Annotated in this window: 18 protein-coding genes and 1 tRNA gene; 13 read left to right on the top strand and 6 right to left on the bottom strand. The window is 53.2% G+C overall.

Annotated elements, in window-relative coordinates:
- Window positions 1-73 precede the first annotated feature (73 nt).
- Window positions 74-149 (top strand) — tRNA-Trp (locus tag ACFL9S_RS14260).
- 132 nt (window positions 150-281) lie between these two features.
- On the opposite strand, the gene hdfR is transcribed toward ACFL9S_RS14260, so the two are convergent.
- Window positions 282-1109 (bottom strand): HTH-type transcriptional regulator HdfR, encoded by an 828-nt coding sequence (gene hdfR / locus ACFL9S_RS14255; RefSeq protein ID WP_405262549.1) that lies wholly within the window; start codon window positions 1107-1109, stop codon window positions 282-284.
- 121 nt (window positions 1110-1230) lie between these two features.
- On the opposite strand from hdfR, the gene ACFL9S_RS14250 reads away from it, so the two are divergent.
- Complete coding sequence (locus ACFL9S_RS14250; RefSeq protein ID WP_062749119.1) at window positions 1231-1569, top strand: DUF413 domain-containing protein; 339 nt, start codon at window positions 1231-1233, stop codon at window positions 1567-1569.
- Window positions 1570-1602: 33 nt separating this feature from the next.
- Here the strand turns inward: ACFL9S_RS14250 and ACFL9S_RS14245 are convergent, their stop codons facing one another.
- On the bottom strand, window positions 1603-3126 hold the full coding sequence (locus ACFL9S_RS14245) for a YifB family Mg chelatase-like AAA ATPase (RefSeq protein WP_405262548.1): 1524 nt from the start codon (window positions 3124-3126) through the stop codon (window positions 1603-1605).
- A gap of 338 nt (window positions 3127-3464) precedes the next feature.
- Between ACFL9S_RS14245 and ilvL the strand changes: the two genes are divergently transcribed.
- The 6 genes from ilvL (at window position 3465) to ilvA (ending at window position 10016) form a co-directional block, all read left to right on the top strand.
- Complete coding sequence (gene ilvL, locus ACFL9S_RS14240; RefSeq protein ID WP_105595116.1) at window positions 3465-3563, top strand: ilv operon leader peptide; 99 nt, start codon at window positions 3465-3467, stop codon at window positions 3561-3563.
- A gap of 140 nt (window positions 3564-3703) precedes the next feature.
- Complete coding sequence (ilvG, locus tag ACFL9S_RS14235; protein ID WP_405262547.1) at window positions 3704-5350, top strand: acetolactate synthase 2 catalytic subunit; 1647 nt, start codon at window positions 3704-3706, stop codon at window positions 5348-5350.
- A complete protein-coding gene (ilvM, locus tag ACFL9S_RS14230) occupies window positions 5347-5604 on the top strand; it encodes an acetolactate synthase 2 small subunit (protein ID WP_405262546.1) in 258 nt (85 codons plus the stop codon). The genes ilvG and ilvM overlap by 4 nt, the downstream gene beginning before the upstream one ends.
- Before the next feature lie 18 nt (window positions 5605-5622).
- Window positions 5623-6549, top strand: coding sequence for a branched-chain amino acid transaminase (locus tag ACFL9S_RS14225; protein ID WP_405262545.1), 927 nt, complete (start codon window positions 5623-5625; stop codon window positions 6547-6549).
- 66 nt (window positions 6550-6615) lie between these two features.
- On the top strand, window positions 6616-8466 hold the full coding sequence (ilvD, locus tag ACFL9S_RS14220; RefSeq protein WP_405262544.1) for a dihydroxy-acid dehydratase: 1851 nt from the start codon (window positions 6616-6618) through the stop codon (window positions 8464-8466).
- A gap of 5 nt (window positions 8467-8471) precedes the next feature.
- Window positions 8472-10016, top strand: coding sequence for a threonine ammonia-lyase, biosynthetic (gene ilvA / locus ACFL9S_RS14215; protein ID WP_405262543.1), 1545 nt, complete (start codon window positions 8472-8474; stop codon window positions 10014-10016).
- On the opposite strand, the gene ilvY is transcribed toward ilvA, so the two are convergent.
- Complete coding sequence (gene ilvY / locus ACFL9S_RS14210; protein ID WP_405262542.1) at window positions 10013-10894, bottom strand: HTH-type transcriptional activator IlvY; 882 nt, start codon at window positions 10892-10894, stop codon at window positions 10013-10015. The genes ilvA and ilvY overlap by 4 nt on opposite strands.
- A 170-nt stretch (window positions 10895-11064) precedes the next feature.
- Here ilvY and ilvC point away from each other — a divergent pair, with 170 nt between their 5' ends.
- Complete coding sequence (gene ilvC / locus ACFL9S_RS14205; protein ID WP_405262541.1) at window positions 11065-12543, top strand: ketol-acid reductoisomerase; 1479 nt, start codon at window positions 11065-11067, stop codon at window positions 12541-12543.
- Between the two features lie 66 nt (window positions 12544-12609).
- Here ilvC and ppiC read toward each other — a convergent pair whose 3' ends face one another.
- A complete protein-coding gene (gene ppiC / locus ACFL9S_RS14200; RefSeq protein ID WP_133846875.1) occupies window positions 12610-12891 on the bottom strand; it encodes a peptidylprolyl isomerase PpiC in 282 nt (93 codons plus the stop codon).
- A gap of 88 nt (window positions 12892-12979) precedes the next feature.
- Between ppiC and rep the strand changes: the two genes are divergently transcribed.
- The gene (rep, locus tag ACFL9S_RS14195) at window positions 12980-14998 is read left to right on the top strand and encodes a DNA helicase Rep (RefSeq protein ID WP_405262539.1); all 2019 of its coding nucleotides are present in this window, start codon (window positions 12980-12982) and stop codon (window positions 14996-14998) included.
- A gap of 38 nt (window positions 14999-15036) precedes the next feature.
- On the opposite strand, the gene gppA is transcribed toward rep, so the two are convergent.
- A complete protein-coding gene (gppA, locus tag ACFL9S_RS14190) occupies window positions 15037-16521 on the bottom strand; it encodes a guanosine-5'-triphosphate,3'-diphosphate diphosphatase (RefSeq protein WP_405262538.1) in 1485 nt (494 codons plus the stop codon).
- 6 nt (window positions 16522-16527) lie between these two features.
- Complete coding sequence (gene rhlB, locus ACFL9S_RS14185; RefSeq protein ID WP_405262536.1) at window positions 16528-17820, bottom strand: ATP-dependent RNA helicase RhlB; 1293 nt, start codon at window positions 17818-17820, stop codon at window positions 16528-16530.
- 128 nt (window positions 17821-17948) lie between these two features.
- Between rhlB and trxA the strand changes: the two genes are divergently transcribed.
- The 3 genes from trxA (at window position 17949) to wecA (ending at window position 21292) form a co-directional block, all read left to right on the top strand.
- A complete protein-coding gene (gene trxA, locus ACFL9S_RS14180; protein ID WP_405262535.1) occupies window positions 17949-18278 on the top strand; it encodes a thioredoxin TrxA in 330 nt (109 codons plus the stop codon).
- A 363-nt stretch (window positions 18279-18641) separates the two neighbouring features.
- Complete coding sequence (rho, locus tag ACFL9S_RS14175) at window positions 18642-19901, top strand: transcription termination factor Rho (RefSeq protein ID WP_056234711.1); 1260 nt, start codon at window positions 18642-18644, stop codon at window positions 19899-19901.
- A gap of 287 nt (window positions 19902-20188) precedes the next feature.
- Window positions 20189-21292 (top strand): UDP-N-acetylglucosamine--undecaprenyl-phosphate N-acetylglucosaminephosphotransferase, encoded by a 1104-nt coding sequence (gene wecA / locus ACFL9S_RS14170; RefSeq protein WP_405262534.1) that lies wholly within the window; start codon window positions 20189-20191, stop codon window positions 21290-21292.
- The last annotated feature ends 19 nt before the right edge of the window (window positions 21293-21311 follow it).

Here is a 21311-nt window from a genome sequence, read left to right as displayed (position 1 = left end):
AGCCCCGTCCGTTCCGCCACTTATTAAAAATTATGCCTGCTAACTTTAGCAGGCATAATGTTAAGCATAATTTAGGGGCGTAGCTCAGTTGGTAGAGCACCGGTCTCCAAAACCGGGTGTCGCGAGTTCGAATCTCTCCGCCCCTGCCAAATAAAAACAATCCTTTGCTTCGGCAAAGGATTTTTTTTGTCTAAAATTCCTGCCATCTTATTCCTGTAGTCATCCTAAAAGCATCAAAAAGGACCAGCAAGCTGGCCCTGTTTGATGGTTATTTATACCAGTTATGCTCTTATATTCACCGGGGATTTAATGAGTTGCCGGATGTATGCTTGCTGATCGCTGTTTTGCAGCCATACCGCATACAGCGGTCTGGACGCTACGGCGGTATCAGGGATCACCAGCAGATCGCTGTACTCTTTACCCCACACATCCGGTAAAAATGCACAGGCACCAGTTGTATGCAGCAGTTGCCTGGCTAAATGTGCTGAGGTTGTCGTCAGTACCGGAACATCATCAGCGCCTGCAAGATAACTTTCATGTTGATGAAAATCAGCACCCCATTCCAACTTAATATAATCATATTTCTCCTTTTTCTCGGACTTTCTCGACCGGAAAAGAGTCAGTGAAATATGACCAATTTGCTGACTGGTCAATTCATCCATTTTGGGGGCTTCGGTTGTAATCAGCAGGTCAAGTTGCCTCTCATGTAGCTGTTTAACCAGCAAATGACGCTGCGCAACACGCGCTTCCAGATGTAAGCTTTCACGGGTCTCATACAGCGTTTGCAGCCACGGAGTCAGATAAGCCTCCCACAGAGAAGCACTGGCCCCGATCGACAGCTCGTGATGTTGCTGAGTGTGCGCTACCTCTTTCTTAGCCATCAGCCATGTGCTCATCAGACTCTCTGCATAGGGCAGCAAACGTTCCCCTGCAGACGTCAGCCTGATGTTATTACGATGGCGGGTAAACAGGTTCACTCCCAGCTGATTTTCAAGCTGTCTGATGCGAAAACTTACAGCAGATTGCGTGAGATAGAGTGCTTCCGCGGCACGTCCAAAGTGGCGAGTTCTGCTCACTTCAAGAAAGGTTTTCAGTAATTCCGTATCCACATCCATCTCCTAAAAAACATTTGTCGTTATGATTTAAATGTTTTGTTTTACACTCTGTCAAGCCTATCTAATACTCCGCGCCATAAATAGCACGGCCATAAATGAGTTAGGAGCGTGTAAAATGGCGGAAAGCTTCGCAACAACGAATCGTTTTTTTGATAACAAACATTACCCTCGCGGGTTCTCCCGTCACGGTGATTTCACCATCAAAGAAGCCCAACTTCTTGAGCGTTATGGTTACGCTTTCAACGAGCTGGACCTGGCAAAACGTGAGCCAGGTACGGAAGAAGAGCGTCTGTTCATTGAGGTGTGCCGGGGCGTGCGTGAGCCGCAAACCGAGGCAGAAAAAGTCTGGTCAAAATATATGACCCGAATTAAACGTCCTAAACGTTTCCATACCCTTTCCGGCGGCAAACCGCAGATGGAAGGCGTTGAAGACTACACGGATAGTGACGATTAAGAAAAAGGGGCTTCGGCCCCTTTTTCATTTACGCTATTGCAGGCTGTTATGCAGATGAATCAGCAGGCGGTCGATCCCTCGGTAACTGACAGCTTCCGTTAAATGCTCCCTGTTAACCTCGTTCTCCCCCGCCAGATCGGCAATCGTACGTGCCACTTTCAGCAGGCGTTGCCATGCCCGCACTGACAGTCCCAATTGGTTCAGCACTTGCTCCAGCCATTGAGCATCCTCAGGCGTAAGTGTACAGCATGCCTTGATATCGTGGTTGTTCATTACCGCATTCACTTTTCCGCAGCGATTGATCTGGCGTTCCCGTGCAACAAGCACACGCTCACGTACCTGCTGGCTGGATTCTCCGCCACCCTGCTGCGCACTTAGCATACCCGGTGGCAGTAATGGCACTTCAAGAGAGAGATCGAAGCGGTCGAGGAAAGGGCCAGACAGACGGCTGAGATAGCGCAATGTCTGCTGAGGTGAACTGCGATTATGCGGGCCACTATAATGCCCGGTTGGGCTGGGGTTCATTGCGGCGATCAGCTGAAAGCGTGCCGGATAGGTGATTTTGGCACGCGCACGCGAAATACTGATCTCCCCCGACTCAAGCGGCTCACGTAGTGCATCCAACGCACGGCGTTCAAACTCCGGTAGCTCATCAAGAAACAGTATGCCGTTGTGGGCAAGGGAAATTTCACCAGGCTTGGGCAGCGACCCTCCACCGACAAGTGCATACAGAGATGAACTGTGGTGAGGGGAACGGAACGGCCTCTGGCGCCACTGACGGTGGAGATCGCCACTGCCTAGCAGACTGGCTACGCTGGCACTCTCCAGGGCCTCACGATCGCTTAGAGGCGGCATCAGACCATTTAATCGCGATGCCAGCATCGTCTTCCCTGTGCCAGGTGGGCCGATTAATAGCAGATTATGTCCACCGGCCGCGGTGACCTCCAGTGCACGCTTTGCCTGCTGCTGGCCGATAATCTCGTTTAAGTCTCCTGTAACGTGCGGCATGCAACCCTGCTCATGGCTCTGGGCTTCTTCCAACTGCGTTCTGCCATGCAGGAAAGCACAGACCTCAAGAAGATGGCTGGCGATTAAACTCTTCCCGTGTTGGATCAGACCAACATCACTTTGGTTATCCGCTGAGAGGATTAGCTGTCTTCCTGCATCGAGTGCTGCAACGGCCGCAGGAATTGCGCCCTGTACGCCACGTAGCGCGCCGTTAAGGGCTAACTCACCGAGGAATTCATACCCGGTAAGTTTCGCTGCAGGAATCTGCTCTGAAGCTGCCAGAATAGCTATAGCGATGGGTAAGTCATACCTGCCACCTTCTTTCGGAAGATCGGCGGGGGCAAGGTTGACAGTAATGCGTTTTGCCGGAAAGGTGAAACCGCTGTTGATGATGGCGCTGCGCACGCGGTCGCGGGCTTCTTTGACAGTCGTTTCGGGCAGACCGACCAGCGACAAAGCGGGTAATCCATTACTCAGGTGGACTTCAACAGACACCAGCGGCGCCTGAATGCCCAATGCGGCACGGGTATTTGCAACAGATAGCGACATAAACACTCCTTGTATTCACTACAGTGTACTGTCGATTTTCCTCTTACGAGGATGAGATCGGGAATTTGTAAGCGGCGCCGTAATGAATTTCATCGGGTCGACTACGGATGACATCTTCGTGCGAGCCACCACACATTCTCACTATGTGGAAATAAAGCAGTCACGCGCCGTGAGTGATGAAAAAAAATCAATTTTTCCTTATTGACTGAAAAACAATAGTTTTTTCTGAATTTGCGTCAGCCGTCATAAAATAAAATGATGAAAAAAGTTGAATTAATGAAGATAACTGTGATAACTCTGTAGGCATTACTTCGAACAAGCGAATTAAAAGAATCCAAATGAAAGCCCTTCTACGAGTCATTAGCCTAGTCGTCATTAGCGTCGTCGTGATTATTATCACGCCGTGCGGGGCTACGCTCGGAGAAAGAAAGGCTTAAAAATCAAGCCTAATTTCGAAAGAACCCCCGCACCGAAAGGTCCGGGGGTTTTTTTTTGGCAAGGTATCAACGACAGAGGAACAGAATATGAACAGTAGCATAAAATGCTGTTGTTCCCAGCGAGAGGCGGGGGAATAACTATGAATGGTGCTCAGTGGGTGGTTCAAGCTTTGCGTGCACAGGGAGTCGAAACAGTTTTCGGCTATCCGGGTGGTGCAATCATGCCGGTCTATGACGCGCTCTATGACGGCGGTGTCGAACATCTACTGTGCCGCCATGAGCAGGGTGCAGCTATGGCCGCTATCGGCTTTGCACGAGCAACAGGTAAAGTTGGCGTCTGTATTGCGACGTCCGGGCCGGGTGCCACCAACCTGATCACCGGGTTGGCAGATGCTATGCTGGACTCCGTTCCTATCGTCGCCATCACGGGCCAGGTCTCTTCTGCCGTGATGGGGACGGATGCTTTCCAGGAGATTGACGTTCTCGGTCTGTCGCTGGCTTGCACCAAACACAGTTTCCTCGTTGAATCCCTTGATGAACTGCCTGTCGTGATGGCTGAAGCCTTTGCCATTGCGAAATCGGGTCGACCCGGTCCGGTGCTGGTTGATATTCCTAAGGATATCCAGTTAGCCAGCGGCGATCTGACCGCTCATCTGCTGCCGGTTGAACAGGAAATGGCGCATCCTCATGCGGAACTGCAGCAGGCACGTAACCTGCTGGCGCAGTCGAGTAAGCCGATTCTGTATGTTGGCGGCGGTGTCGGTATGGCTGATGCCGTACACGCGTTACGTGCTTTTGCGAAAGAGACGGGAATTCCTACCGTTGCGACGCTGAAAGGTCTGGGCGCACCTGATGCCGATGATGAGTGCTACCTTGGCATGCTGGGCATGCACGGGACTAAAGCGGCCAATCTGGCGGTACAGCGATGCGATCTGTTGATCGCCGTGGGGGCGCGTTTTGATGATCGCGTGACCGGTAAGCTCGACACCTTCGCCCCGCATGCTAGCGTGATCCATCTGGATATCGATCCGGCTGAGCTGCATAAACTGCGTCGTGCGCATGTCGGATTACAGGGCGATCTTAACAAGCTGTTACCCGATTTGTACCAGCCCGTGGCTATCGATGCCTGGCGCGAAGAGGTCAAAACGCTGAAGGCCGATCAGGGCTGGCGCTATGATCACCCTGGCGACGCTATTTTTGCCCCGCTGTTTTTAAAACAGTTATCAGACCGTAAACCGCAAAGTGCGGTAGTAACCACCGATGTGGGCCAGCATCAGATGTGGGCTGCCCAACATATGAGTTTCAACCGCCCGGAAAATTTCATCACCTCCAGCGGTCTGGGCACAATGGGCTTCGGCCTGCCTGCCGCCGTGGGTGCGCAGGTTGCCCGCCCGGATGACACCGTGATCTGCGTCTCCGGCGATGGCTCCTTTATGATGAATGTCCAGGAGCTGGGCACGGTTAAGCGTAAACAGCTGCCGGTAAAAATCGTTTTGATGGATAACCAGCGCCTGGGGATGGTACGCCAGTGGCAGCAGTTGTTCTTCGAAGAGCGCTACAGTGAAACAAATCTCTCAGATAACCCCGACTTTCTCGTCCTGGCCAGTGCTTTTGGCATTCCCGGCCAGCGTATTACCCGTAAAGATCAGGTCGACGCTGCATTAGACGCTTTGCTGCACAGTGAAGGGCCATACATGCTCCACGTCGCGATTGATGAGCATGAGAACGTCTGGCCTCTGGTACCACCGGGTGCCAGCAACGAAAATATGATGGAGAAGACTTCATGAAGCAGCATCAATTGTCTATAGAAGCACGCTTTCGCCCGGAAATACTGGAACGCATTTTGCGCGTCGTTCGCCACCGTGGCTTCCAGGTGTGCTCGATGAACATGGCGTCGCTGGTCAATACTGACAATATTAATATTGAAATGACCGTTGCCAGCCAGCGCTCTGTCGATTTACTGTCAACGCAGTTAAGTAAATTGATGGACGTTGCATGCGTTCAGGTTCAACAACAAACAACACAACAAATCCGCGCATAAGCGCGCAAGGAAACAAGAATGACGAAGAAAGCAGACTTTATCTGGTTCAACGGCGAGATGGTCAAATGGGAAGACGCAAAGGTCAGCGTGATGTCCCATGCACTGCACTACGGTACTTCAGTATTTGAAGGCGTACGCTGCTATGACTCGCACAAAGGACCAGTAGTCTTCCGCCATCGTGAACATATGCAGCGCCTGCGTGATTCTGCAAAAATCTACCGTTTCCCGGTCAGCCTGAGTGTTGATGAACTGATGGAAGCCTGCCGCGCCACGCTGCGCAAGAACAACCTGAAAAGCGCTTATATCCGTCCATTAGTCTTTGTGGGTGACGTTGGTCTGGGGGTTAACCCGCCGGACGGCTACGAAACGGATATCATCATTGCGGCCTTCCCGTGGGGCGCCTACCTGGGTGCTGAAGCGCTGGAGCAGGGCATTGATGCGATGGTGTCCTCATGGAACCGCGTCGCCCCTAACACCCTGCCAACCGCAGCGAAAGCCGGTGGTAACTACCTGTCCTCTCTGCTGGTCGGTAGTGAAGCACGCCGCCACGGTTACCAGGAAGGCATCGCGCTGGATACTCAGGGTTACATCTCTGAAGGTGCGGGCGAGAACCTGTTTGAAGTTAAAGACGGGATCCTGTTCACGCCGCCGTTCACCTCTTCTGCTCTGCCAGGGATTACTCGTGACGCCATCATCAAACTGGCGCAGGATATGGGTATTGAAGTCCGTGAGCAGGTGCTGTCTCGCGAATCTCTGTATCTGGCTGATGAAGTGTTCATGTCAGGCACAGCAGCGGAAATCACCCCGGTACGCAGCGTCGACGGTATTCAGGTTGGCGAAGGCAAGCGTGGCCCGGTAACCGAGCGTATTCAGTCTGCATTCTTTGGTCTGTTCACTGGTCAAACGGAAGACAAATGGGGCTGGTTGGATCCGGTTAACCCATAACAAAACATTCCTTTTCGCGGGCATCAGTTGATGCCCGCGCACTATCTGATTTCTGGAGTAAAGAGCATGCCTAAGTATCGTTCCGCTACCACCACCCACGGCCGTAATATGGCCGGTGCCCGTGCCCTGTGGCGCGCCACAGGAATGACCGATGATGATTTCGGCAAGCCGATTATTGCGGTGGTTAACTCCTTCACGCAATTCGTGCCGGGTCACGTTCACTTGCGCGATTTGGGGAAACTGGTTGCTGAAGAGATCGAAGCCTCTGGCGGCGTGGCGAAAGAGTTCAATACCATTGCGGTGGATGATGGTATCGCTATGGGCCACGGCGGGATGCTCTATTCTCTGCCGTCACGTGAGTTGATTGCTGACTCCGTGGAATACATGGTTAATGCGCACTGTGCCGATGCCATGGTGTGTATCTCCAACTGCGACAAAATCACCCCAGGCATGTTGATGGCCTCACTGCGCCTGAACATTCCAGTGATCTTTGTTTCCGGCGGCCCAATGGAAGCCGGTAAAACCAAGCTGTCTGATAAAATCATCAAGCTCGACCTCGTTGATGCGATGATCCAGGGCGCCAATCCGAACGTCAGCGATGCAGAGAGCGACCAGATTGAGCGATCGGCCTGTCCGACCTGCGGCTCCTGCTCCGGTATGTTCACGGCAAACTCAATGAACTGTCTGACCGAAGCGCTGGGTCTGTCACAGCCGGGCAACGGCTCGCTGCTGGCAACGCACGCTGACCGTAAAGAATTGTTCCTGAATGCCGGTCGTCGCATCGTTGCTCTGACCAAGCGTTACTACGAGCAGGATGATGAAACCGCATTGCCGCGCAGCATCGCCAGCAAAGCGGCATTTGAAAACGCCATTACGCTCGATATCGCCATGGGCGGTTCCACTAACACCGTTCTGCACCTGCTGGCTGCCGCGCAGGAAGGCGAAATCGATTTCGACATCTCAGATATCGACCGTCTGTCCCGCCTGGTTCCGCACCTGTGCAAAGTGGCACCCAGCACCCAGAAATACCATATGGAAGATGTGCACCGTGCGGGTGGCGTACTCGGCATCCTCGGTGAGCTGGACCGTGCCAACCTGCTGGACAACAGCGTGCGTAATATCCTCGGCCTGAGCCTGCGTGAAACGCTGGATCAGTACGATATCATGCTGACCAAAGATGAAGCCGTGAAGAAGATGTTCCGCGCTGGTCCGGCAGGCATTCGAACCACACAGGCGTTCTCGCAGGACACGCGCTGGGACACGTTAGATGACGATCGCCAGGAAGGGTGTATTCGTTCACGCGAATTCGCCTTCAGTCAGGATGGTGGTCTGGCCGTACTGTACGGCAACATCGCTGAAAATGGCTGTATTGTAAAAACGGCGGGCGTTGATGAAGGCAGTCTGGTCTTTAGCGGCCCGGCAAAAGTGTATGAAAGCCAGGATGATGCTGTTTCTGCCATTCTCGGCGGTAAAGTGGTTGCGGGTGACGTTGTCGTGATCCGCTACGAAGGGCCAAAAGGCGGTCCGGGTATGCAGGAAATGCTTTATCCAACCACCTACCTGAAATCAATGGGCCTCGGTAAAGCCTGTGCGCTGATCACCGATGGTCGTTTCTCTGGTGGTACATCCGGTCTTTCTATCGGCCATGCTTCACCAGAAGCGGCCAGTGGCGGCGTTATTGCGCTGGTGCAGGATGGCGATACCATCAACATCGATATTCCCAACCGCGGTATTCAGCTGGCGATCTCTGATGAGGAGCTTGATGCTCGTCGCCGTGCAGAAGAAGCGCGTGGCGATGAGGCCTGGACGCCACACGGTCGTGTGCGTCAGGTTTCCTTCGCGCTGCGTGCTTATGCCACGTTGGCAACCAGTGCCGATAAAGGCGCCGTCCGTGATAAGAGTAAGCTGGGAGGCTAACAAACATGGCTGAATCTCAACCGCTATCCGACCAGCCCAGTGGCGCAGAGTATCTGCGTGCCGTACTGCGTGCGCCGGTGTACGAAGCTGCACAGGTAACGCCTTTGCAGAAGATGGAGAAGATCTCTGCGCGTCTCGGTAATACGATTCTGGTGAAACGCGAAGATCGCCAGCCGGTTCACAGTTTCAAGCTGCGTGGCGCCTATACGATGATTGCCGGGCTAAACGCAGAACAGAAAGCCTGTGGTGTCATTACAGCATCAGCCGGTAACCACGCCCAGGGCGTGGCGCTGTCATCCACCAAGCTGGGAATTAAATCCCTGATTGTGATGCCGGTGGCGACAGCGGATATCAAAATAGATGCTGTGCGGGCGTTTGGCGGTGAGGTTTATCTGTTTGGGGCCAATTTTGATGAGGCCAAAGCCAAAGCCATTGAGCTGTCTGAGCAGCAGGGCTATACCTTTGTGCCGCCGTTCGACCATCCGATGGTGATCGCCGGGCAGGGCACGCTGGCGATGGAACTGCTGCAACAGGATGCACATCTGGATCGTGTGTTCGTGCCGGTCGGCGGCGGCGGTCTGGCGGCGGGTGTTGCCGTGTTGATCAAACAGTTGATGCCACAAATCAAAGTGATTGCGGTGGAAGCGGCTGATTCGGCCTGCCTGAAAGCTGCGCTGGATGCCGGGCATCCGGTTGATCTGCCACGCGTCGGGCTGTTTGCTGAAGGGGTGGCAGTGAAGCGGATCGGCAGCGAAACTTTCCGTCTTTGCCAGGAGTATCTTGACGACATCATCACCGTCGACAGCGATGCGATCTGTGCCGCGATGAAAGACCTGTTTGACGATGTGCGTGCGGTGGCGGAGCCTTCGGGCGCACTGGCACTGGCTGGCATGAAGAAGTATATCCAGCAGCACCAGATCCAGGGTGAGCGTCTGGCGCATGTGCTGTCCGGTGCTAACGTTAACTTCCACGGTTTGCGCTATGTTTCAGAGCGCTGCGAACTGGGAGAACAGCGCGAAGCGCTGCTGGCGGTGACGATCCCGGAGCAACAGGGCAGTTTCCTGCGTTTCTGTCAGTTGCTGGGTGGCCGCTCGGTCACCGAGTTCAACTACCGTTACGCCAACGCAGACGATGCCTGTATTTTCGTCGGTGTACGACTGACGCGCGGGCTGTCCGAGCGTGAGGAGATTCTGGCGTTGCTGTCAGAAGGCGGTTACAAGGTGGTGGATCTCTCCGACGACGAGATGGCGAAGCTGCATGTGCGTTACATGGTGGGCGGGCGTCCGTCGAAGCCATTACGTGAAAAGCTATTCAGCTTTGAATTCCCGGAAGCACCGGGTGCGCTGCTGCGTTTTCTGCAAACACTGGGTACCCACTGGAATATCTCGCTGTTCCATTATCGTAGCCACGGCACCGATTATGGCCGCGTGCTGGCGGCGTTTGAGCTGAGTGACAGTGAACCTAAGTTTGAAGAGCATCTGGCGGCACTGGGTTATGATTTCCATGATGAAACGCATAACCCGGCTTTCCGCTTCTTCCTTGCCGGTTAAAGCAGTTTCCAGAAAGCATCAATAAGCGGCTCAGTGAGCCGCTTTTTTTGTACGCAAACGCCCAGCTCAAACGGTGCCACCATCTCCACATCTTCCAGCTCCAGAATGCGGTTGCGTATCGGTTCCGGGCTGTTCTCCAGCACCACATCCGGTAGCAAAGCAATGCCACAGCCCAGCGCCACCATTGACACAATCGCCTCATGGCCGGAAACCGTCGCATAAATCTGCGGATTGGCGATATGACGGTGACGGAACCAGAGATCAATACGCCGCCGCGAAGGGCCCTGAGCGGGCAGGATAAACGGAATTTGCGCCCAGTCGGGCTGCGGCTGCGTGGCCTGAGTCCGCACCGGGCACGGCAGCGCCGGGGCGATTAACACCAGCGGAATTAATCCCAACGGGGTAAAGCCAATGCTGGTGGGCAGCGTTTCCGGCCGCCCGGCGATGGCGATATCCACTTCGTTAGACTGTACTTTTTCCACCGCATCGGCCGCATCACCGGTGGTGAGTTTAATTTCGACCAGCGGATGTTCGGCACGAAAGCGATCGAGGATCGGCGGCAGATGGCTGTAAGCGGCGGTCACTGAGCAGAACATTTTCATCTCGCCACTGAGCGACGGACCGTTCTGGCCTATCGCGTGCCGCATCTGCTGGTACTGTAGCAGCGTCTGTTGGGCAAACTGACGGAGACGTTCTCCGGCATCGGTCAGGGTGACGGTGCGGTTATCACGCAAAAACAACGTCTGGCCGAGGTCTTCTTCCAGTCGCTGGATTTGCCGTGAGAGCGTGGAAGGACTGACATGCATCGCCCGCGCACTGCGCCCAAAATGGCGGCTGTCAGCCAGATGTAGAAACAATTTCAGGTCGCGCAAATCCATCAAATACCCGCCTCAGGTTCACGTTGCAAAATGTGCAACGTCACGTTGTTAATATATCAATTTCAGCAACGCATTTCCTGTCATATGATAAGGTCTATTCAGGGTAAGGAATTAATCACCTACCCGGACAACAAACAATAATGCGAACACAACCTCATACGGAGTACCCCATGGCTAACTATTTCAACACTTTGAACCTGCGCAACCAGTTGGCGCAATTAGGTAAATGCCGCTTTATGGCTCGCGAAGAATTCGCTGATGAAGCCAGCTACCTGAAAGGCAAAAAAGTCGTCATCGTTGGTTGTGGTGCTCAGGGCCTGAACCAGGGTCTGAACATGCGCGATTCTGGCCTGGACATTGCCTATGCTCTGCGTGCTGAAGCGATTGCTGAGAAACGTGCTTCATGGCGTAAAGCGACCGAAAACGGCTTCAAAGTGGGCACTTACGAAGAACTGATCCCGCAGGCAGACCTGGTGGTTAACCTGACGCCGGACAAACAGCACACCTCTGTTGTTCAGGCTGTTCAGCCGCTGATGAAAGACGGCGCAGCACTGGGTTACTCTCATGGCTTCAACATTGTTGAAGTGGGTGAGCAGGTGCGTAAAGACATCACCGTTGTGATGGTCGCGCCGAAATGCCCGGGTACTGAAGTTCGTGAAGAGTACAAACGTGGTTTCGGCGTACCAACGCTGATCGCGGTTCACCCGGAAAACGATCCGAAAGGCGAAGGCATGGCGATTGCTAAAGCCTGGGCCGCGGCGACCGGTGGTCACCGTGCGGGCGTGTTGGAGTCTTCTTTTGTTGCGGAAGTGAAATCTGACCTGATGGGTGAGCAGACTATCCTGTGTGGTATGTTGCAGGCTGGTTCACTGCTGTGCTTCGACAAGCTGGTGGCTGAAGGCACTGACGCACCTTATGCAGAAAAACTGATTCAGTTCGGCTGGGAAACCATCACCGAAGCGCTGAAGCAGGGTGGCATCACCCTGATGATGGACCGCCTGTCTAACCCGGCAAAACTGCGTGCTTTCGCCCTGTCTGAGCAGCTGAAAACTATCATGGCGCCGCTGTTCCAGAAGCACATGGATGACATCATCTCCGGTGAGTTCTCTTCCGGTATGATGGCTGACTGGGCGAACGACGATAAAAACCTGCTGGGCTGGCGTGAAGAGACCGGTAAAACCGCTTTCGAAACCGCTGCACAGTTTGAAGGTAAAATTGCCGAGCAGGATTACTTCGACCAGGGCGTTGTGATGATTGCCATGGTGAAAGCGGGCGTTGAGCTGGCATTCGAAACCATGGTTGCTGCTGGCATCATCGAAGAGTCTGCTTACTACGAATCACTGCACGAGCTGCCGCTGATTGCGAACACTATCGCACGTAAGCGTCTGTATGAAATGAACGTGGTTATCTCTGATACCGCAGAATATGGTAACTACCTGTTCTCTTACGCGGCAGTACCGCTGTTGAAAGAGTTCATGACCACTCTGCAGGCAGGCGATCTGGGTAAAGCCGTGAACACTGCAACCACCGTTGATAATGCGCAGCTGCGTGATGTGAACGAAGCCATCCGCAACCACGATATCGAATCTGTAGGCCGCAAACTGCGTGGCTACATGACGGATATGAAGCGTATCGCTGTCGCAGGTTAATCATCCAAAGCCTGGGGCGGATCCATAATCCGCCCGAAAAAAAAGCGCCGCAAGGCGCTTTTTTCATTAGTTACGGTACAACACTTTAATGATGTGGTAGCCGAACTGGGTATGCAGTGGGCCCTGTGGCTCGATCAGTGGGCAAGAGAACACCACTTTATCGAATGCTGGCACCATCGCACCTTGTTTAAACTCACCTAAATGGCCGCCTTTCTTGCCTGACGGGCAGGTTGAGTGCTTCTTCGCCAGCTTCTCAAAATCGGCGCCTTCTGCCAGCTGGGCTAACAGGTCCTGAGCCAGTTTCTCTTCTTTTACCAGAATGTGCAGTGCTGCTGCCATTTTTGCCATGATGTTACCTTGAGTCATAGGGATTTGGCTGGCTATACTACCACGCTGTTATTTTCTTCCCTCTGCAATTTCATTGAGTGACTTATCTATGCGTCTTAATCCTGGTCAGCAACACGCCGTCGAATTTGTTACCGGGCCTTGCCTGGTACTGGCTGGTGCCGGTTCGGGCAAAACACGCGTGATCACCAACAAAATTGCCCATTTGATCCGCGAGTGCGGCTATCAGGCGCGCCATATCGCTGCAGTGACGTTTACCAATAAAGCATCGCGTGAGATGAAAGAGCGAGTGGCGCAAACCCTCGGCCGTAAAGAGGCTCGCGGGCTGATGATTTCGACCTTCCACACCCTGGGGCTGGAAATCATCAAACGCGAGTATGCTGCGCTGGGAATGAAAGCCAAATTTTCGCTGTTTGACGATCAGGATCAGCTGGCATTACTCAAAGATCTGACGGAAGAGTGGCTGGAAAATGATAAAACCCAGCTGCAACAGCTGGTCTCGACGATCTCGAACTGGAAAAACGATCTGATGGATCCATCGCGTGCGGCTGCGGGGGCGCTGTCCGAGCGTGATAAGCTCTTTGCCCGCTGTTATGCGCTGTATGACCGCCATCTTAAGTCGTGCAACGTGCTGGACTTCGACGATCTGATCCTGCTGCCCACGCTGTTGTTTCAGCGTAATCTGGAGGTTCGCGAACGCTGGCAGCAACGTATACGCTATTTGCTGGTGGACGAATACCAGGATACCAACACCAGCCAGTATGAGCTGGTGAAGCTGCTGGTGGGTAACCGGGCACGTTTCACCGTGGTGGGGGATGACGATCAGTCTATCTACTCCTGGCGTGGGGCGCGGCCACAAAACCTGGTTCTGCTGCAGGAGGATTTCCCGGCGTTACAGGTGATTAAACTGGAGCAGAACTACCGCTCTTCTGAACGCATTTTGAAAGCCGCGAATATCTTGATCGCCAATAACCCGCATGTGTTTGAAAAGCGTCTGTTCTCTGAGCTGGGCTATGGGGCCGAGCTAAAAGTGATCACGGCCAACCATGAAGATCATGAAGCGGAACGCGTGACCGGGGAGTTAATTGCCCATCACTTCATCAACAAGACCGGCTACAAAGATTACGCCATTCTCTATCGTGGTAACCATCAGTCGCGGGTGTTCGAAAAGATGTTGATGCAAAACCGCATCCCGTATCGTATCTCAGGCGGCACTTCATTCTTCTCACGCCCGGAGATCAAAGACCTGCTCGCCTATTTACGCGTGCTGACTAACGCTGACGACGACAGTGCGTTTATGCGTATTGTGAATACCCCACGGCGCGAAATCGGTTCAACCACCCTGCAAAAGCTGGGTGACTGGGCAACGCAACGCAACAAGAGTTTGTTCAGCGCCAGTTTTGATATGGGTCTGGAGCAGACGCTCAACGGACGCGGGCTGGAATCCTTACAGCGTTTTACTCACTGGTTGCAGGAGATCGCCAGACTGGCCGAACGTGAGCCTGTAGCTGCGGTGCGTGATTTGATCCGTGGCATCGATTACGAAAGCTGGCTGTTTGAAACGTCGCCCAGCCAAAAAGCTGCTGAAATGCGTATGAAGAACGTCAATACCTTGTTCCAGTGGATGACGGAAATGCTCGAAGGCAGCGATATTGACGAAGCAATGACGCTGACCCAGGTGGTAACGCGCTTCACCCTGCGCGACATGATGGAGCGTGGCGAAAGCGATGAAGATTCCGATCAGGTCCAGTTGATGACATTACACGCCTCTAAGGGCCTGGAGTTCCCTTACGTGTTCCTGGTCGGTATGGAAGAGGGGTTATTACCGCATCAGAGCAGCATCGACGAGAACAACGTCGAAGAGGAGCGCCGCCTGGCTTATGTGGGGATTACCCGCGCGCAGAAAGAGCTGACCTTTACCCTGTGCCGTGAACGTCGCCAGTATGGTGAGCTAGTGCGCCCGGAAGTCAGCCGTTTCCTGCTGGAACTGCCGCAGGATGACTTACAGTGGGAAAGCGAGCGTAAGGTGGTCAGTGCGGAAGAGCGTATGCAGAAAGGCCAGAGCCACCTGGCGAATCTCCGTGCTCAGCTGGCGAAAGCGAAGAAATAGCGCCCGGATTGACGCCGCATCACCGGGCGTAGCCGATCTCAAATGAGCACTAATGACCAGTGTACATAGCTCTGCCAGTGTGCTTCCTGCTCCAGCAGTTCTGCCCGCAGAGGATGGGCTTCCAGCCAGCCTGTCGGCAATGTCAGCGTCAGATTGTCATCATCCGCCAGCAAACGAACGGCGGGCAGCATGTCATCACGCCTGCGGCTGGCGAAAATAATCGCTAATCGCAGCAGACGGCACATGCGTTCGGCAACACGTGGCGGCACCGCATTCTGCTGACTTAACAACGCCAGATCGATGCCGTTCACCTGATTTTGCAGGAGTGTCGCCAGGAGCTTTTTTTGCGCTGGCGTAAAGCCCGGCAAATCAAGGTGGCGCACCAGATAAGCTGCATGCTGTGGTGCCTGACGGAAATCGACACTCAAACCAATCTCGTGGATCAGGCAGGCGCTTTCCAGTAGTTCCCGGCTGCGGTCATCCAGTTTCCACACCTGGCTGACCTGACGGGCAAAACTGTCTGCCAGTTGGCGAACACGATCTGCCTGCTCAGGATCAATCGCAAAACGGCGCTGGATATTGTGCAGCGTGCGGTTGCGGATATCGCGATCCACCGGCAGATGCAGCATGCCATACACCAGACCTTCACGCAGCGCGCCACCGGCCAGCGTCATACTGTTGATATTCAGTTCGGTAAAGATAGCAATCAGAATCGACAGGCCGCTGGGGAAGACCAGCGCACGCTCAAGAGTCAGCCCCTCAATCTCCAGCTCTTCCAGCTTGCCGCACTGAATAGCACGCTGTTTGAGTTGTTCGAGTTTACTGAGCGTGATGCGTTCATCCATGCCCTGAGCCATCATAATTTCTTGCAGGGCTTGTACTGTGCCGGACGCACCCACGCAGACCTGCCAGCCCTGTGTGCGTAAAGCGTCAGCAACCGGACGGATCATGGCGCGTGCGGCCTGTTCCGCCTGCTCGAAATTGTCTTTACCCAGATGACGATCGGTGAAGTAGCGTTCAAGCCAGGTGACACAGCCCATCGACAGGCTAAACAGCGTCGTGGTCTGTGAACCTCTGCCGGTGACCAGCTCCGTGCTGCCACCGCCGATGTCGACGACCAGGCGTTTGTCCGAGCCACCCGTGGTATGCGCCACACCTTGATAAATCAGGCGTGCTTCATCTTCACCGCTAATGACATTGACCGGGCAACCGAGGATCTCCTGCGCTTTGACCAGGAAACTCCCGGCATTGGAAGCAATACGCAGCGTGGCTGTCGCAACAACGCGGATTTGTTCGGGAGGGATGTCCTGCAGCTGTTCGGAAAACAACCGCAGACACTGCCAGCCCCGTTCCATCGCCTCATCAGAAAGATGATTATCGGCATCGAGACCAGCAGCAAGACGCACCTTGCGCTTGATGCGGGCAATGGTCTGGATGCTGCCAGCCACTTCGCGCACCACCAACATATGAAAGCTGTTCGATCCTAAATCGATCGCAGCATAGAGTGATGATGCACTTAGCATGGCGGCTTAACCTGAACGTTTGCGGTTAGGGTTACGCGGTGCGCTACTGCGGCGGTTATTATTTCCACCACGGCGCGGGCCATTACCAGAACGGTTACGTGTTAAACGTTTTGGTGGTGGCAGTTCGCTCATCAGCGCATCGCTGTTATAGCGGCTGACCGAAATGCTGTGACCGATATATTCTTCAATACCCGGCAGGTTCAGCGCGTACTCTTCACAAGCGAGGCTGATAGAGTGACCATTTGCGCCTGCACGACCTGTACGACCAATGCGGTGAACGTAGTCTTCACAGTCGTCGGGTAAGTCGTAGTTAAACACGTGGGTCACTGCAGGGATATGCAGGCCGCGTGCAGCGACATCCGTAGCGACCAGGATGTCGACATCACCTTTGGTGAAATCATCCAGGATACGCAGACGTTTTTTCTGTGCCACATCGCCAGTTAACAAACCCACACGGTGACCATCTGCTGCCAGGTGGCCCCAGACATCTTCACAGCGGTGCTTGGTATTGGCGAAAATGATGGCACGATCGGGCCACTCTTCTTCCAGTAGCGTTTGCAGCAAACGCATTTTCTCTTCATTGGAAGGGTAGAACAGCTCTTCTTTAATACGGTGTCCGGTTTTCTGCTCCGGTTCGACTTCAACGTATTCTGCGTTGTTCATGTTCTCAAACGCCAGTTCACGGACGCGGAAGGACAATGTTGCAGAGAACAGCATATTCAGGCGCTGGTTGGCGGCAGGCATGCGACGGAACAACCAACGAATGTCTTTAATGAAGCCGAGATCGAACATGCGATCAGCTTCGTCGAGTACCACCACCTGGATGGCGCCTAAATTCACGTGATTCTGTTTAGCGTAATCGATTAAACGACCGGTGGTGCCGATCAACACATCGACGCCGCTTTCGAGCACTTTCAGTTGCTTATCATAGCCATCGCCACCGTAAGCCAGACCAAGCTTCAGTCCGGTTACCTGCGCCAGAGGCTCTGCATCTGCATGAATCTGCACCGCCAGTTCGCGCGTTGGTGCCAGAATCAGCGCCCGCGGTTGGTTAACCTGGCGACCTTCCGGTGCGGGGTGAGAAAGAAGATGATGGAACGTTGACGTCAGAAACGCCATCGTTTTCCCGGTACCGGTTTGCGCCTGACCTGCTACATCACGCCCGGAGAGCGTAAACGGTAATGCCAGCGCCTGGATAGGCGTGCAATTATGAAACCCTTTAGTTTCAAGGGCTTCAATAACCTGAGGGTGCAGGGCGAAGTCGGAAAACTTCTGTTCGGTTAAGTGTGTTTTGCTCATAGTGTGGTAGAATATCAGCTTACTATTGCTTTACGAAAGCTTATCCGGTGAAATAAAAGCAGTACAATAAACTCAGCCTGATGCTGCTTAATGCAACATCAAGGTAAAGATAATCTCCTGGAGTAAACATGAGCGATAAAATTGTTCACCTGACCGATGACAGCTTTGAAACCGACGTTCTGAAAGCAGAAGGTCTGACGCTGGTTGACTTCTGGGCAGAATGGTGTGGCCCTTGCAAAATGATTGCCCCTATTCTTGACGAAGTGGCCGAAGAGTTCGAAGGCAAACTCACCGTTGCTAAACTGAATATTGATGAAAACCCTGCTACCGCACCTAAGTACGGTATCCGTGGCATCCCAACCTTGCTGTTGTTTAAGAATGGCGAAGTGGCCGCGACAAAAGTCGGCGCACTGTCTAAAGGCCAGCTCAAAGAGTTCCTGAACGCGAACCTGGGCTAATCATGCCGTGCCGGCGCCTTGCGGTTTGAATTTTTCGCTGACCGCTAGACGTCCGGCATTAAGCATGCTAAGTTAAATCTACTGCACTACGCACTTGCCTTGTAGTTTGAATCTTTAGAATTACTCCTTGTTGAACACAGTATTCATCAAAAGTCTTACAGATGTTCAGCAATCTGACGGTTAGTATCAACTGATTTCCGGCTTCTTGTCCTCACCGTCTCCTCGTCTCAGATTTGCGTTTTCCTGCACGTGATCATCGAGTGGACTTCGGAACCAAGAACCAATTAAACAGGCATGGATCTTTCGCCATACCATTCACGACAAACAGTTCATGTTTTACCCCGAGTTTAAGAACCCACCATTATGAATCTTACCGAATTAAAAAATACGCCGGTTTCTGACCTGATTACCCTCGGCGAAAATATGGGGCTGGAAAACCTGGCGCGCTTGCGCAAACAGGACATTATCTTCGCCATCCTCAAGCAACACGCGAAAAGTGGCGAAGACATCTTCGGCGACGGCGTACTCGAGATATTGCAGGATGGATTTGGTTTCCTCCGCTCAGGAGACAGCTCCTACCTCGCCGGTCCCGATGATATCTACGTTTCTCCCAGCCAAATCCGCCGCTTCAACCTCCGCACAGGTGACTCCATCTCTGGCAAGATTCGCCCGCCAAAAGAAGGTGAACGTTACTTTGCACTGCTGAAAGTTAATGAAGTAAACTACGACAAACCGGAAAATGCCCGTAATAAAATCCTGTTTGAAAACTTAACGCCGCTGCATGCCAATTCTCGTCTGCGCATGGAGCGTGGCAACGGTTCTACCGAAGATTTGACCGCCCGCGTACTGGATTTGGCTTCGCCAATCGGTCGTGGTCAGCGTGGTCTGATCGTGGCTCCCCCGAAAGCCGGTAAAACCATGCTGCTGCAGAACATCGCGCAGAGCATTGCTTACAACCACCCAGACTGCGTGCTGATGGTGTTGCTGATTGACGAGCGTCCGGAAGAAGTGACCGAGATGCAGCGTCTGGTTAAAGGTGAAGTTATCGCTTCAACCTTCGACGAACCTGCCTCCCGTCACGTTCAGGTTGCTGAGATGGTGATCGAAAAAGCCAAGCGTCTGGTTGAGCACAAGAAAGACGTGATCATCCTGCTGGACTCCATCACCCGTCTGGCGCGTGCCTATAACACCGTTGTTCCTGCTTCTGGCAAGGTACTGACCGGTGGTGTGGATGCCAACGCCCTGCATCGTCCGAAGCGTTTCTTCGGTGCTGCGCGTAATGTGGAAGAGGGCGGAAGCCTGACCATTATCGCCACCGCACTGGTTGATACCGGTTCGAAGATGGATGAAGTGATCTACGAAGAGTTTAAAGGTACAGGTAACATGGAACTGCATCTGGCGCGTAAAATCGCTGAGAAACGTGTGTTCCCTGCTATTGACTACAATCGCTCCGGTACGCGTAAAGAAGAGTTGCTTACGACCTCCGAAGAGCTGCAGAAGATGTGGATCCTGCGCAAGATTATTCACCCAATGGGCGAAATCGACGCGATGGAGTTCCTTATCAACAAGCTGGCGATGACGAAAACCAATGATGATTTCTTCGATATGATGAAACGTTCATAACAGGTCGTTGGGCTGCGGGCAGGCGACGAACTGATCGTCTGGTCATGCCGCAGTCGTCAAATTAAGTACAAAACTCGGGTAACGCCACGCATAGTCGTGGCGTTTTTTGTTTTTGGCCTATAGGCTATCCTGATCTGGGAGAATTAATCTAAAGAACGGCACAGGACACTGATCAATCGCGATACTGATTATGCTTGTCCTGGTGAATAAAATCAGAATTGTAGAGATGCTATTGGCACAAATATTGCTTATAACATTGTGCAATTCTTAGCAGAGAGCTGGATAATGTGAATTTACTCAATATGAGTACAGAACTTGGCCTGACTTTTTTATTTTCATTGGTGTTTCTTTTCTTTGCACGTAAAGCGGCTAAAAAAATTGGATTGGTGGACAAACCCAATTACCGCAAACGTCATCAGGGGGCCATTCCGCTGGTAGGCGGTATCTCTGTGTTTGCAGGCAGTTGTTTTGCATTTGCATTGACGAACTTCTACATACCTCATTCAGTACTTTATCTGGCTTGTGCCGGCTGCCTGGTACTGGTCGGGGCGCTTGATGATCGTTACGACATCAGTGTGAAATTCCGCGCTGTTGTACAGGCGGGCGTCGCCATTGTCATGATGATGAAAGCCAAACTGTACCTGCTAAGCCTGGGCTACATCTTTGGCCCGTGGGAACTGGTAGTGGGGCCGTTCGGCTATGTGCTGACGCTGTTTGCCGTCTGGGCTGCGATCAATGCCTTCAATATGGTGGATGGCATCGACGGGCTGCTGGGCGGTTTATCCTGCGTCACTTTCCTCGCGATGGGGGTGATACTACTGTTTGATGGGCAGAGCAGTCTTGCCATGTGGTGCTTTATCATGATTGCTGCCATTGTGCCCTACATCCTGTTGAATCTGGGTATGTTTGGCCGCCGCTACAAAGTCTTTATGGGGGATGCTGGCAGCACGGTGATTGGCTTCACGATTATCTGGATCCTGTTAGAGGCGACCCAGGGTCAGAACCATCCCATCACGCCGGTCACTGCGCTTTGGCTGATCGCGATCCCGTTAATGGATATGGTCGCCATTATGTATCGCCGTCTGAGCAAAGGAATGAGCCCATTCTCCGCCGATCGCCAGCATATTCATCATCTGATCATGCGCGCCGGTTTTACTTCGCGTCAGGCATTTGTTCTGATCACTGCGGCTGCGGCCCTGCTGGCCATCGTCGGTGTGTTGGGGGAATACCTCTCATTTATCCCTGAATGGATGATGCTGGTCCTGTTCTTGCTGGCATTTATGCTTTATGGCTACTGCATCAAACGCGCGTGGCGCGTGGCACGAATGATTAAACGGTTTAAACGCCGTCTGCGAAATAACAATAATGACAGCAAATCTTCCACTGACTGACCTATGCCCTGACGACAAG

The sequence above is a fragment of the Erwinia sp. AnSW2-5 genome, assembly GCF_045107195.1.
GTDB lineage: Bacteria > Pseudomonadota > Gammaproteobacteria > Enterobacterales > Enterobacteriaceae > Erwinia.
This window is presented reverse-complemented; position numbering and strand designations above follow the sequence as displayed.